We start from the raw sequence: 13,732 nt of genomic DNA, 5'->3' as shown, positions 1-13,732 counted from the left end.
AGGGGTGATCCTTGAGGATCACCTTTTTTGTAATTTTTATGCATAAACACCGTTTATGAAAAAAGCTGCTCATGGGGGGTGGCATAACTCATACTTTATCAATGGGAGAGAATGATGAAGCATGTAAAATTAGGGGCCCTTATACTTGTTATGGTAGCGGGTCTTGTGGGACATGCCCTTGCGGATGTTCTGATTATTGCCAACCGTGGTGTACCGGTGGCCAGCGTTTCAAAGAGTGATCTGGAACGTATCTACAAAGGACAACTGAGCCGCTGGGAGGATGGCAGCCGTGTTAATTTTGCTGTTCTCAGGGGAGAAACCATGGACAGTTTTCTTTCTGATTATGTAAAAATGTCTTCTGCTCAGTTTGATCAGCACTGGAAAAGGCAGGTTTTTACGGGACGGGGACAGATGCCGCCTGCCATGAACAGGCCTGCGGATATGGTAACCTATGTAGCCAACACCCAGGGAGCTGTGGGTTTTGTTCCGGAAGGGACAATCACAGATGAAGTGAAGGTTCTGGGTATCACGCCATAGTTTTTTATTTATTTTACTTTTAAATGCATATTCACATAAGGAGATTTGCATGAAAAGCTTAAAAGGACTGATGCTGGGTCTGGGCCTGCTCTGTATGGGGTTACCGGCAATGGCTGTGGAATTTGGTGATGACCTTTATGGTGGTGTTACTGTTCATGGTTTCATTTCCCAAGGATATCTGGCAAGTGACAATAATAACTTTTTTGCCAAAACCGAGGATGGCAGTGCCCGATTCAACGAATTTGGGGTGAATATCAGCAGCCAGGTCAGCGACAACTTACGTGTGGGACTTCAGATTTTTGCGAGAAATCTCGGGGAATTTGGTGAGGGAGAGCCTGAAATTGACTGGGGCTTTGCTGATTACCGCTGGAGAGACTGGATGGGTATCCGTGTTGGTAAAATGAAAATGGTTCATGGGCTTTACAATACCACCCGTGATATTGATATGCTCAGAAACAGTATTTTCCTTCCCCAGAGTGTCTATAACGAAGCCTGGAGGGATACAGTATCTGCCATCAGTGGTGCTGAGATATACGGTGACCTCTACATGGGCAATGCCGGTACCCTTTCCTACCAGTTTCAGGGAGGGGAAACTGAATTTGCATTGGATGGCGGTGTTGTGACATCCCTTACAGATCAGTCCAGACTTGCTGGCGTCCTATCTGACCCCCAATCCACCCATACCAAACATTCCATGGCCGGTGGCCTTGTATGGTATACCCCCCTTAATGGTCTGCGTCTCAGCACCACGGCATGGGCTGTGGAATTTGATATGGAAACAGAAGCTACAGCAGCTGCTTTTTTACCTTTTCCAGGTTCTGCGAACGTTAAAGCAAATACTGTTTCCAGGGCATATACTGCTTCTTTGGAATATCTTAGAGGACCATTCACCTTTGCAGCGGAATATATGGGTAACCGTTATGAGTTTACCAACCATGCAAAGGGAGATTCTCCATTTGCAAATTTCATTAACGCAGCTGGTACTAAAACCCTGAACACCGAAGGCTATTACGCTGCCATAGCCTACCGTTTTACGGACTGGATGGAGCTGGGCATTTCATATTCTGAGTACTATGCGGACAAGGATGACAGGAACGGAAAACTGAATATCATAGAACAACATCCAAGTTTTATAAATGTCCCAGGAGTAGATAATCCGCGTAAAGATGCCGGTTATAAAGATCATGATGCCTGGCTGAAGGATATTGCCATGACAGCCCGCTTTGACCTTACCCCTAACTGGGTGTTCAAGCTGGAAGGCCACGCCATGAACGGTGCGGCCATTCTCATGAAAGACATCAATTCCGGGGATGATGGTAATCTCAATACCTCTGAAAACTGGTTTCTCTTTGCTGCTAAAATGACGGTAAGTTTCTGATCCTTTGTTATTTTGTGTTCATGCAGGATCTGTTGTGCTCTGCTTTCTATTAAAGTAAGCAGGGCATGACTTATTTTTATAAGGGGGAGGGAAGATGAACAGGGCCTTTTTTAAAATTGCAGGTTTTATATTGCTGTCATGGACACTTTGCAACCTGCCTGCTCTGGCAGCCAATGTGATGACAGAAAAAGAAACAGCCATGCGCCTTCAGCTTAAAAATACAGAGGACGCAGCTCAGGTTCTAAATCAGGCCAATGAGCAGATTGTACAGCGTCAGGCCAGACGTAACAGAAATGTTCGCATGGAAGGTATCCGTGAGTTGTATGACCTCAGTGATAAATATGTTGCTGTTTCATATATGGCTACGATTCTTCCTAATACTCCTGCCATTGCCATGGTCCTTTTTGAGCGAAGCGACACAAGCCTTGAAATGCCGAGAAATTTTCCTTATCTTTTTTTTGTAGGACCTGAGAAAATAGCAGATTATGAACGCATAGATGATGCTGAAATATGTGGGTATTTTAGAGAAATGGGTGTTTCTGACTGCGTCCCTGTTTTTACCCAGAGAAGATGGAACCAGATGCTGTCCGAAAAGGCAGATAAAAATCATACCCACAATATAGCTGATATTCAGGGTATCATTCCCGTAGAGCGCATAGATCCCTCCCTGGTTCGCCACTCCGAGCTTCAGGCAGCCCTTGAAGCCAAAGCAGATATTACCCTTGTAAAACCTCTGCTTATTGGAGGAATTGCAATGCCTGATGGAGAAAATGCCCAGTTGCAGCAGCGGATAGCTGCTCTGGAAGCTCAGGTGGCACGTCTGACCCGTATCCTTGAGGGTGTTCAGAGAAAGGGGCAGAATATTGAGTTTCAGGGTATTAATCTTGTTCTCACAAATGGAGAAGGTCAAACGGCATCAAACAATGGCAATGGCAATCTGATAATAGGTTACACAGATCCTGCAAAAGTTTCAGGTTCCCATAACCTAGTCCTTGGAGAAGGTCATACCTGCACATCTTATGGGAACCTTATTTCCGGAAGAGGACATAAGGTAACAGGCTCCTATGGTGCTGCGGTTTCAGGAACAGATAATATTGTTTCCGGGAGGGCATCTTCTGCCATTGGCGGTGAAGGAAATCGTGCAGAAGGTGATTTTTCTGCAACTGTGGGTGGACGTAAAAACAGAGCCGGTGGAAAAAATTCCATCATAACCGGGGGGGAAAACCGGTCTGTTATGGATGCTAATCCCCACTTTACAGCGGAATAGGAAGGTCTTTTAAATTTGAGAAGGGGAAAAAAATGAAATTTACCTTTAAATCTTCCTTTTTCGTTTTACCATGACCGCTGTACCGGAACCTGTATGATTACCTGATAAGCTTCCGGGAAAAAATGTGAGGAAAAAATGAAATCAAAGCCAAGTTACAGTTCCATCATTTCAGGCATACTGATATTTTTATGCTTATGGATGGTTAACCATGGTATTGCTGCAGCTGCTGGACAGAACAAAGCTCTGTTCATAGGGATAGATGCATATCAGGATAAAACCATACCTTTTCCTGCAACAGCTGCTGAGGATGCAAGGGTACTTGCCGGATTTCTGAAATCAAATATGGATTTTCAGGTCACCTTGCTTTCTGGCAAGGCAGCGGACAGGGCGGCCATCCTAAAGGCCATCCAAAATCTGAGTGCAAGTGCGGGTTCGGACGATACTCTGCTTATATACTTTTCCGGGGCAGCTGAGGTGGAAACTCTTTATGGTTATGGATGGTGGCTGGGATCTGATGCTATCAAAGGTGATTTGCAAAGCTACCTTGAAGTTCGCAGTATTCAGAAAATTCTGCGTAATACAGAAGCAAGAAGGCTGCTTTTGATTTCTGATGCCCCTTTTCCGGATGCGGCCAGCGGTTTTCCTGTCAAAGAAAAAGCTATTCAAAAAAGTTCTGAAAACCAGCAGGGCTTTTCCCACGCTGTTCTCTATAAAAAAGGAAACGAGACAGATCCCCCAGAGCCCGGGATTAAAAATGGCTTACTGGTATCTGCACTAATGCAGAGTTTATCTTCTATGGGTAAGGAGTGGACCGGCGTTCAGTTGTTTTCAGAAGTTCTTTCAAAGACACAGGAAAGCAGTGCTACTTTTGAATACCGGAGCTTGAAGACAGGAAAAGATTTTTCCGGTGATTTTGTATTTACACTTCCTGTTAAAGAAAAAAGCATCCCGGAACCTGTTCTTGTGAAAGCAGAGTCAAAAGCACAGCTTAGCATAGCTTCCAATGCTGATGGGACAATCATCCGGATCAACGGGCAGGAGCAGGGCATAGCACCCTTACAGGGACTTGCTCTGGAAGCAGGAAGGTATAGGGTGGAAGCAAGGGCTGCCGGATATGAAAATTTTTCTGAAGAATTTCGACTTTTACCTGGTGAAGAAAGGGGGCTTGACCTTATCCTTGCTATCCGAAGACCTGAAAATGGACGTCTTATGTTGCAGGTTTTTCCGGAAAATGCGTCCATCCAGTTTGAGGATCAAAAATTATCCTATAGCCCGGGCATGGCACTGGCCCCGGGAAATTACAGTCTTCGTATAGAAGCTCCCCTTTACCAGTCTGCCATTCATGATCTTCATATTAAAGCGGGTGAAATAACCCAGGAAAAAATTGATTTAAAGCTTAAGTCATCCTATGAAAACAGCTTGGCTATGCGTTTTCTTGCAATAGAAGCCGGAGTTTTTGAAATGGGAAGCCCTGAAAATGAAGTTCGTAGAAATACAGATGAAAAAAAGATTTTAGTTGAAATAACAAAACCTTTTATGATGCAGGTCCATGAAGTGACTGTGGGGCAATGGAAAAGTTTTGTTGAGGATACAGGATATAAAAGTGAGGCTGAAACCAGTGCTGGTGCCTATGCCCTGGAGAGAGGTTTTCGATGGGTTCAGGACCGTCATTATAATTGGCAGAATCCCGGGTATAAAATATCAGATGAACTTCCTGTCAGTGCAGTATCTTATAATGATGTTCAAAACTACATAGTATGGCTTCGTGAAAAAGAAGGGCTGTATTACGACCTCCCCACAGAAGCAGAATGGGAGTATGCAGCAAGGGCGGGAAGCAGCGCTACCTATGCATATGGAAATTGTCTTTCCGACGATCAGGCCAATTTTGCGGCAAATTCTTTTCGGGCAGGTTGTGCTGTTGGTGTTTTTCGTCAAAAACCAATGGCCGCAGGCTCACTGAAACCCAATGCCTGGGGATTGCTGGACATGCATGGTAACATGTGGGAATGGTGCAGGGACTGGTATGGAAAATATCTGGAAAACAATATTCCTATTCAGAACCCATCCGGTCCTGATTCCGGAGAAAGACGTATTCTTCGTGGAGGGGGATGGGATACGGATATGGATTCTATCCGTGTTGCCAATCGTTACAGTATGCCTCCCTCAGCAGCTTATGCCAATATTGGTTTCAGGCTTGTGATCAGACCGTAAAGCTTATATTTTTATCTTTGTCAAAAAACAGGGGCTTAAAGCCCCTGTTTTCGTTAAATTATTTTTAAATTTTATTTGTATTCTGAAAACGATTAAATACGATTCATGCAAGTAGGTTTTTAAGTTGGTTATACCGCAGCAAGGTAAAATCGAAACTGAATTTGAAGCTTGAATCAGGGATGATATTCATAGACCTCAGAGAAATTTCGGATAGGGGTTACAAAGCCACCAGGAGCAATTTGTGTCAGAAAAATCTGATTGGAACCAGTATGACTATTTTTAGAAAATGAAAAACGAAAACCGCCCAGATCAGTTTCAAACTGTTGTTGCGCCGTATATATAAAGGATGCTTTATCTAAAGAAGGGCTTTGTTTTAGAATATAGATAAAGGCCTGTAAATTCAAGTAGGCTTCAAAGCCTGGGAAGGTCATTTCAATTGAAGAGTCCTGATCTTTGAAGGCTTCTACAGCGGCAGCATAGGCGTTTACAATAGGGATTCTTCTGTAAAAAGGAAAGGGTACGGCCTGGCTGATAACAACACCCAACCCTGTGTTCATGAGTTTTTCTGACAGCTCAAGGGGATCTGTGTGGCCGACAGCAATAAGATTGATATCACTGCGGTTTTGTCTGATTTCTTTTATAAAATCATTTGTTATATTAAGATCCGCTGCAATGATTATGGCATCAGGGCTGCTGACCAAAATATTGTCGATGGCAGATGTTATTTTTGGGTTTTCCATTGAAACAGGGACAGCAAGCAGCAGTTCCTGCTGTCTTTTTTCCAGTGCTTTGCGTACCCCGTTTATATATTCAATCCCTTTTTCATTTTCAATGTATACAACAGAAATACGCCTCTTACCCGTATCCTGGATAAAACGACTAACAAGCAGATCCATTTCCAGATCTGCATCGGGTCTTAAGGTGAAGATATTAGATTTGACATGGGGACCAGAGGATTTCATGCTTGTATTGGAGCCAAAAAAAAGTGTTGAATTTTTTTCGGCTATACGCAGTGTATCTTTTGTTCCATTATAACCGAAGGCGGCTATGAGGCCGAAAATATCTTCATTTTCTGTCAGTTGAATAAGGTTGTTATGGCGAACAACTGCGTCTCCACCATCATCAATTGTAATAATGCGTAATTGTTTCTGGTGGATTCCACCTTCATGATTAACGACTGAAATTGCAGCTTCCATGCCATGAAGCCATTTGACAGCCTGTGTACTATCCTGGCCTGTCAGGGGAAGGCTTACCCCTAAGCTAAGAAGAGATTTTTTTTCTTCTGACCATGCGGGGGCTGATATGATGAAAAATGCTAAAAAGTACAGAAGAACTGAAAAATATTTTTTTTCCGAACCATAAATTTTTTTAAGTACCATTGCCGTCACCATTTTACCTTGTTTTAGTTTAATTTAATTTTTAACTTCAATAAATACGGTTGCCCAAAGACCTTGTCAAGGAAACCAGAATTTAAAATCCATAAAGATGTTCTATCCAATAAACTTTAGTCATGCAACAATAACAATGTCCTGAACTTAGGGTTTGCCAGTAAAGAATTTTTAGGATATATACTTTTAATAAGTGCTTCTGCATTCTTAATTAGGTGCATAAAATTTAAGTGTTTTTTGAATTAAAAAGCATCGGATGGCTTCCAATGCCCGGTTTCTAACTGTTTAAAATAATGTTTTCCTGGAACTGCTGGATTCAGAGAGCAAGAGTAAGAACACTGATTCACCTGTGTAAGAAATTTTAGCATGGCAGGAATATCATTATATTAGTTCAGAAACAAAATCTGAGTAATATTTTTTCAGAGTGTGCATTGTTACTTAATTACCCAAAGAATCTTTTGAGGAAGGGACTATGGAGTTTACTCTGGATTTAGACAGGCAGCAAATTGAAAACATAGAAAAAGTTCTGGAAGAAGAATTGATCGAGCTTGGCGTTATCAGCGTTATTCTTCTTGATCTTGCAGGCAATGTTATTATCAATCTTGATAATGGTAATACCCATCACGATGTTTACTCCCTTGCTGCCCTGGCAGCGGGTAATTTCGGTGCTGTCAGTGCGATGGCAAACCTCATTGGAGAACAGGAGTTTTCCCTTCTTTTTCATAAAGGTGAGAATGATAGTATCCACTTCAGTAAAGTAACCGATGACCTTCTTTTACTATCGATTTTTGGAAAGGAAGTTTCCCTGGGTTTTCTTCGTTTGAAAGTCAGTGAGGCTGTAAGAAAAATCGAATCTCTCTTCGGATAAAAAAATCGGAGGCTTGCTTTGGCGCTGATTAATCCCAAAAAAAAAGAAGTTCAGGTAAAAATAGTTTATTACGGACCTGGACGAGGTGGAAAAACAACCAACCTTGAATATATTAATCAAAAATTCAAATCCCGTATCAAGGCAGAGATGGTAACTGTAAAAACCTATGGTGACCGAACTCTCTTTTTTGACTTTCTTCCACTCGATATCGGCAGTATCAATGGTTATGATATAAAAATTCAGTTTTATACCGTTCCTGGACAGGTGAAATATAATGCAACCCGTAAGCTTGTGCTAAGGGGAGTAGATGGTATTGTTTTTGTAGCAGATTCTATGGGACTCAGACGTGAAATGAATATCCGTTCTCTACAGAACCTTGAAGAAAATCTTCGTTCTTTTAATAAAGATTTATCCCGTATTCCCCTCGTATTTCAATATAATAAAAGGGATCTTGCAGCACACAATATTGCTCTTCTTCCTCTGGAGACCATGCAGCATGATTTAAATGCAAAGCTGAATGCCCCTTATCTGGAAGCCAGCGCCATCACCGGAGACAATGTTGCCCTGACCATGAAAAAGATTATCTCCCTCACGATTGGATCCCTCAAAAAGAAGCTGGAGGAAAAATAAGTGACGGATAAAAAGGATGCCCTTTCAATGGCATTGGACCAACGTCTTGAAGATCTCTTTGATGAGGACAGTCTTGACGTTGAAGAACCTAAAATACAAGCAGATGAAAAGCCTTTTGCTAAGGGAGACAAAAAGCAAAGCTCCAAACCCAATGATTTTAAAGCAACAGAGTCACAGCAGCCGGGAGGAGAGACCCTTAGGGGGCTCAATGCTCTTTTGCTTTCTATGGAATGGGAAATTGATGACAGTGTTATATCAAAATATCTGACTGAAATTCAACGCCTTCAGACTACAAATAAAAAAGATGCTTTTTTTTTCAATTTTACAAAAATGTTGGAATCCATTGGTCTTTATCTGAAGCGCCACAAGGTTCATGCCCATCAGGATACATTGAAAATACTTCAGGAAATACAGGCAGGTCTTGGTCTTCTTGTGGACATGCAGGATAGCTTGTCTGACAAGGAAAAAAATATTTATTTCAGCCAGACCTATGAGCGGTTTCAGGTTTTCCGTAAACAGATTACGGGTAAATCAGCGGCCGCCAGTAAAAAATCTTCAAATAAAAACACAGAGCTTGTTGTCTTTATACGTGAGATTGTCCGCAAAGAGTTTGCAGTGCTGCGCAATGAGCTGATGGAAGAGATTCGCAGTATTCAGTCCAAATAAGCCATAATACTATTTTAAAGAAAATATTCGAGAAAACAAAAGATGTTGAAAAAAGTAAAAATGTGCAGTGAGAATAAATGACGCTTTAAAATGAGGGATAAGCATGGCAACCTTTTCAGGAAATCCACCGGATCATCAAAAACAAGGATTACTGTGGCGGGGGTCCAGAACAGAGAAAATGACCTTTTCAGGGAACCCTGCTACAATCATTTTCAGGCAGAAAGATGACGGTTATAACCGTGAGATTTCCATGGATCGGGATATGCTCAAGGTTTTTTCACTAATCGATGGTAAACGTAATCTTTCAGATATTGCTTCTCAAGCGGGTATCTCTACAGATATTTCCCTTAGTGTGGCTCAACGTCTTCTGGATTCAGAAGTTATAGAGCTCACTAAAGACGAAAAAGATACAGGTTCCTCAATTTTTATGGATTTTCTGGAAGAAAATCTATCCATTGCCATTGGTCCCATTGCTTCAGTGATTATTGAGGATGAGATTGAACTCATGAATGAATCATGGAACAGCTTTCCTATGGATCGTGCACCGGAACTTGTTAATATGGTAGCAAAACAAATCCCCAGGGAAGAAAAACGGGTTTCTTTTCAACAGTCAATGATTCAGTTTCTAAAAGACATGTCGCATTAAGGCATCCGGAGGAGAAATCTATGACAACGCTGATTTGCGAAGAGTGTGGTAAAATTTATCATCTTGACCCTGAGAAACTTAAAGAAAAGCTTTCCGGAGATGAAGCCAGAACCCGTTGCCGGGAGTGCGGTCATGTGATGCGTATTACCAGAGAACAGCTGGAAGCAGAGCCTGTTAAGCCCGAAGAAAAAAAGCTTGTTGAAGGACCTGAAAAAGCATCAGCACCACCCCCCCCTAAAGAGAATAGACAAAAGAAAAAGTTTGAAGAAAAGAAGAAAGAAAAAAAGGGACAACATCAGGGACTTGGACTCCGGGCAAAGATGTTCTTTCTTTTTCTTTTTATTCCCCTTCTGCTCATGACGGCTTCAGGACTTTTTTCCCATTATCAGTTAAATGAACTTTCAAGTCGCATCACAGGTGAAAGTACTAGGGTTGTGCAAAGCATGGCCGAAGAGATTATTGCTGAAAAAGCCAGATCCGTAAGCTTACAAACAAATATTTATCTTCGCAGCCATCCTGAACTTGGAAGAATGGATTTTAATTATGATCCTGAGTTCAGCCGGATTGCTGTGCAGAGGGTCGCTAATTCCGGATACACAGTTTTATTTGAACGTCCTGGTATTGATGAGACAGATCAGGCTTTTAGAATCTGGGCTCATCCCGATGCCAGGCTCATAGGTGTTCAAATCCTTGGTGTACTTCAGCAGACTCTTGGTCCTCAGTATTTCCCTGAGTTTCGCAGAATTATTGAGGTTGCTGCCAGTGGACGGGAAGCCAGAGGCTATTATACATGGGTAGAGCGGGATGGTCAGCTCCGCCAGAAGTTTGCTGTTATAAGTCCTGTAGAAGGAACCCGCTACCACGTTATGGCAACGGCCTACATCGACGACTTTACAGAGCCGGTAAGACTACTGGAGACAGAAGCCCGGTTCATGGCCACGCAGACCAGAAACATTACCTTTGGTATTCTGATTCTTTCCCTGATTGTCATCGGTCTTTCCATATCCATCTATGGATATCGGATTACACGCAGCATTAAGTACCTCACGGATGCCGCTGACCGAATAAGTGTCGGTGAGCTGGATATGCAGATTTATGTTAGCTCCAAGGATGAAATAGGTAACCTTGCCGATGCTATTTCCCGTATGCAGGACAGCTTGAAACTTTCCATTGAACGTCTCAGAAGAAGGCGTTAGCCTTAAAAAATCAAACCGGGGGTTTTTATTTTTATGGCTGAATTTCTTTTTCCCAATGATACGGCCCTGGTTACGGGGATGAATAGCTATTATATCTCCCTTAAACGTCTCATCGAACATTATCAGGGTGAGGCAGGGTGCGGTTGTTTGCACTTCCGCTCAACTTCTGCGGAAGCCCTTTTGTTCTTTGATGAAAAGAAAATTATGGATTCTGTATTTTCCGATGGGAATGGCAGATCAACGGGCCCTGCTGCTGTAGAGCTTTTAAAAGCCAGTATTGCTGTCCAAAAGTACAGGGTTTCAGTTTATGGAATTGATGCAAAAGCCTTGGAATACTGGATATCCATGATTCATGCCATCCCCATGTCTAAACCTGTTAGCCTTAGATTTGACAAGTTGATTGATGTTCTTGATAAAGAAAATGAAAGTCGTCCGGATACCGGTTATTTTCGAATAAAGGGTGATAAGAAGAGACAGATTGGATGGGTTTTTTTTCAGAATAAACGGATTTATGGTTTCCGTCTTCCCGGAGACAGGGCACCATGGCTGGGTCCTGAAGATCTGCCTGATTTTATGGAAAAATTTAAAGGTTCTTTAAAAATAGAGGTGCTGTTGGGTGAGGTTAAAAAGAAAAAAGAGTCTCAGCCCCAAACAACAGAATCAAATAAAACCCTTGCCCTGCTGGAAGAACTTGTTAGGCACACGGAAAACATTGTGCATGGTATGAAAAGAAACAAAACAGATTTTCAGATTCTATTCAGAAAAATGTGTATAAAATGGGCTGATATCTATTATTTTCTTGACCCCTTTGCAGCAGAACTAAGTTATAAAGACCAGTCTCTTTTCTTTGAGAGTAATGCAGGAAATCGTGAATTGATTGAAGGTGTTACCCGTGTTCTTTTTGAAATAATGAAAGAATCGAATGTAGAAAAACAATATCATTCTGTTTTCCATGACTGGCAGGAAAAATACCGGGAATATCTTGCAACTCTGGAGGTGCGTTTCCCTGAGTAGTAGTATCTTTTTTTCTTTTACGAACAGTACAGATAATTTTCAGGACCATGCATAAAATTTTAGCGGGATAATCGTTTTAATTACTTTAAAAAATCCAGGGTCTTGAATATCAGTAACAAACTTATTGGTATTGTCTCACTGAAATTACTTCCTTAGACTTTTTACTACAACAATGCAGGCATTCACAAATATTGCTGGAATGTGCTGTGGGAGGTTCAATGCATCTGCATGTTTTAATAGCAGACCCGGATACTGAAATTGCAAAACGTATGGCTGGCTGGATAGAAAATCATGGTGAGAGATTTAAATGCATGATCGTTGGTACTGGTATGGAAGCCATCGAGATCCTGAAGAACAGTGCTGTTAATATTCTCATTACGGAACTTATTTTACCTGACCTTGATGGTTTTAGCCTGCTGGACACAATCCAGGCAGAATTTCCTGAAATACCTTCCATTGTTATTTCTGCCCATGGCAAACCTAAAACCCGTGAAATACTGTTGCGAAAAGGGGCTGAAGATTTTCTTGAAAAACCACTTCAGAGCAAAGACTTTCTTGCTGCATTTGAAAATATGTTTCGCCGTATTCAAGACGGTGGTTCCCTCAATGGTGCATCCCTTGATACCTTTGCACAGATGATTGAAATGGAGCAAAAGACCTGTACGCTTCGTGTGATGCATCCTCCCAGTAATGGATATGGGATTTTATTTTTTAAAGATGGAGAAATTATTCATTCAAGGATCCCTGGGGAAGTGGCCATTGATGGTATTTCTGCAGCATACAAGGTACTGGCATGGCAGCCTGTTTCCCTTATGATAGAAAATCAATGTAAAGCAATCAACCAGACCATCCACTCTGATTTACAGGCCATCCTTATGGAAGCCATGCGTCTTAAAGATGAAATGGATCAGGAAGAAGATGATCTTTCCATAGCCATAGAATCTGCTCTGCCTGAGTTGCATTCTGAAGAGGAGCTTATTTCTGACTATAAAGAAATTGATCCACTTCAGAATTGGCTGAATTATATGGAAGATCAATCGCCTGGTATTGAAAGCGTGTATAAAGATGCTTCATGGAGAGACCTTCTTCTTCATGCTCATTTTATAGGAGATATTTTTGAGGCAGGTCCTTTGGAAGCCTGTTACGTTAATATGGAAGAAGCTTCTGAATCTATCATACTTCCAGATGGTAAGGATACCGTTATAGCAGTGAGGCCAGCTTGCAAAAGAGAACTGATGATTAAACTTCTGGTTTCCAATCCCCCAGGAAATCTGATTTGAACCTTTTTTATTTTATGAAATTAAATTGTTATTTGAAAGAAATAAACTGTCTGATACCAATCAGTCTGAGCATACCATTGTAATTCGTCTAAATTAGTAAGGCTACCATTACCAGAGAAGAAATTCAGATGATTTTAAGATTCTCTTCAGATAAACCGCTCCAGTTTTTATGGTGTATCAAGTTTGACATATGATATGTTTTGTTCTGTAGTTTCAGTCTTTTAAATTTATAATACTTTTTTTACCGCGAGAAACAAATGAAACTTTTTTCAGAAATTTTATCCATTGACGATGTCGAAGGAGTTGTTCTGCTTTCTTCAAAAGGAGAACTTATTTCCTGGGTTTTTTCTTCGGATATCAGGTCAAAGATGGAAAAGAAAGATTGGAGTTCTTTATTGAGTAATCCCGAAGAACTTCGAAAAATAGTTCAAAGTTTTGAAGGAATGCAGGAGCTGGAATTTTTTTACACAGACAAAAAAATAATGGTTCGTAATATTTCTCCTAATTTTATGCTTATTGTTATGGGACGGAATGCTTCCACCGATATGGTTCGTCTGGTCTCTGATACCCTTACGCCTCATCTAAGAAAAGCAAAAAAAGGTAAAAAAGCATTGGGTTTTTTAAAGGCTTTTGATTTTTAAGTTTAATAGC

13 protein-coding genes are annotated in these 13,732 nt (G+C 41.4%); 12 read left to right on the top strand and 1 reads right to left on the bottom strand.

Annotated features, from left to right (window positions below; genetic code table 11):
• Nucleotides 1-114 precede the first annotated feature (114 nt).
• The 4 genes from FIM25_RS04810 (at nt 115) to FIM25_RS04795 (ending at nt 5,393) form a co-directional block, all read left to right on the top strand.
• A complete protein-coding gene (locus FIM25_RS04810) occupies nt 115-537 on the top strand; it encodes a type 2 periplasmic-binding domain-containing protein (RefSeq protein WP_139446873.1) in 423 nt (140 codons plus the stop codon).
• 49 nt (nt 538-586) lie between these two features.
• On the top strand, nt 587-1,915 hold the full coding sequence (locus FIM25_RS04805) for a hypothetical protein (protein WP_139446871.1): 1,329 nt from the start codon (nt 587-589) through the stop codon (nt 1,913-1,915).
• Nucleotides 1,916-2,009: 94 nt separating this feature from the next.
• On the top strand, nt 2,010-3,182 hold the full coding sequence (locus FIM25_RS04800) for a hypothetical protein (RefSeq protein ID WP_139446869.1): 1,173 nt from the start codon (nt 2,010-2,012) through the stop codon (nt 3,180-3,182).
• A gap of 135 nt (nt 3,183-3,317) precedes the next feature.
• The gene (locus tag FIM25_RS04795; protein WP_139446867.1) at nt 3,318-5,393 is read left to right on the top strand and encodes an SUMF1/EgtB/PvdO family nonheme iron enzyme; all 2,076 of its coding nucleotides are present in this window, start codon (nt 3,318-3,320) and stop codon (nt 5,391-5,393) included.
• Between the two features lie 173 nt (nt 5,394-5,566).
• On the opposite strand, the gene FIM25_RS04790 is transcribed toward FIM25_RS04795, so the two are convergent.
• The gene (locus tag FIM25_RS04790) at nt 5,567-6,772 is read right to left on the bottom strand and encodes an ABC transporter substrate-binding protein (RefSeq protein ID WP_179953165.1); all 1,206 of its coding nucleotides are present in this window, start codon (nt 6,770-6,772) and stop codon (nt 5,567-5,569) included.
• A gap of 481 nt (nt 6,773-7,253) precedes the next feature.
• On the opposite strand from FIM25_RS04790, the gene FIM25_RS04785 reads away from it, so the two are divergent.
• The 8 genes from FIM25_RS04785 (at nt 7,254) to FIM25_RS04750 (ending at nt 13,722) form a co-directional block, all read left to right on the top strand.
• Nucleotides 7,254-7,649, top strand: a complete 396-nt coding sequence (locus FIM25_RS04785; protein WP_139446863.1) for a roadblock/LC7 domain-containing protein — start codon at nt 7,254-7,256, stop codon at nt 7,647-7,649.
• Between the two features lie 18 nt (nt 7,650-7,667).
• Nucleotides 7,668-8,279, top strand: a complete 612-nt coding sequence (locus tag FIM25_RS04780) for a GTP-binding protein (protein ID WP_139446861.1) — start codon at nt 7,668-7,670, stop codon at nt 8,277-8,279.
• Nucleotides 8,280-8,945 (top strand): hypothetical protein, encoded by a 666-nt coding sequence (locus tag FIM25_RS04775; RefSeq protein WP_139446859.1) that lies wholly within the window; start codon nt 8,280-8,282, stop codon nt 8,943-8,945.
• A 103-nt stretch (nt 8,946-9,048) separates the two neighbouring features.
• Nucleotides 9,049-9,591 carry a DUF8082 domain-containing protein gene (locus FIM25_RS04770; protein WP_139446856.1) on the top strand — a complete coding sequence of 181 codons (543 nt, stop codon included), beginning with the start codon at nt 9,049-9,051 and terminating at the stop codon, nt 9,589-9,591.
• A 20-nt stretch (nt 9,592-9,611) separates the two neighbouring features.
• On the top strand, nt 9,612-10,787 hold the full coding sequence (locus FIM25_RS04765; RefSeq protein ID WP_139446854.1) for a HAMP domain-containing protein: 1,176 nt from the start codon (nt 9,612-9,614) through the stop codon (nt 10,785-10,787).
• A gap of 33 nt (nt 10,788-10,820) precedes the next feature.
• Nucleotides 10,821-11,801, top strand: a complete 981-nt coding sequence (locus tag FIM25_RS04760; protein ID WP_139446852.1) for a hypothetical protein — start codon at nt 10,821-10,823, stop codon at nt 11,799-11,801.
• Nucleotides 11,802-12,019: 218 nt separating this feature from the next.
• Nucleotides 12,020-13,081 carry a response regulator gene (locus FIM25_RS04755; RefSeq protein ID WP_139446850.1) on the top strand — a complete coding sequence of 354 codons (1,062 nt, stop codon included), beginning with the start codon at nt 12,020-12,022 and terminating at the stop codon, nt 13,079-13,081.
• Nucleotides 13,082-13,338: 257 nt separating this feature from the next.
• The gene (locus FIM25_RS04750; RefSeq protein WP_139446848.1) at nt 13,339-13,722 is read left to right on the top strand and encodes a hypothetical protein; all 384 of its coding nucleotides are present in this window, start codon (nt 13,339-13,341) and stop codon (nt 13,720-13,722) included.
• Nucleotides 13,723-13,732 lie beyond the last annotated feature (10 nt).

The organism is Desulfobotulus mexicanus, assembly GCF_006175995.1.
Taxonomy (GTDB): Bacteria; Desulfobacterota; Desulfobacteria; order Desulfobacterales; family ASO4-4; genus Desulfobotulus; species Desulfobotulus mexicanus.
The sequence above is the reverse complement of the archived record's forward strand: the minus strand, read 5'-3'. Positions and strand labels throughout refer to the sequence as shown.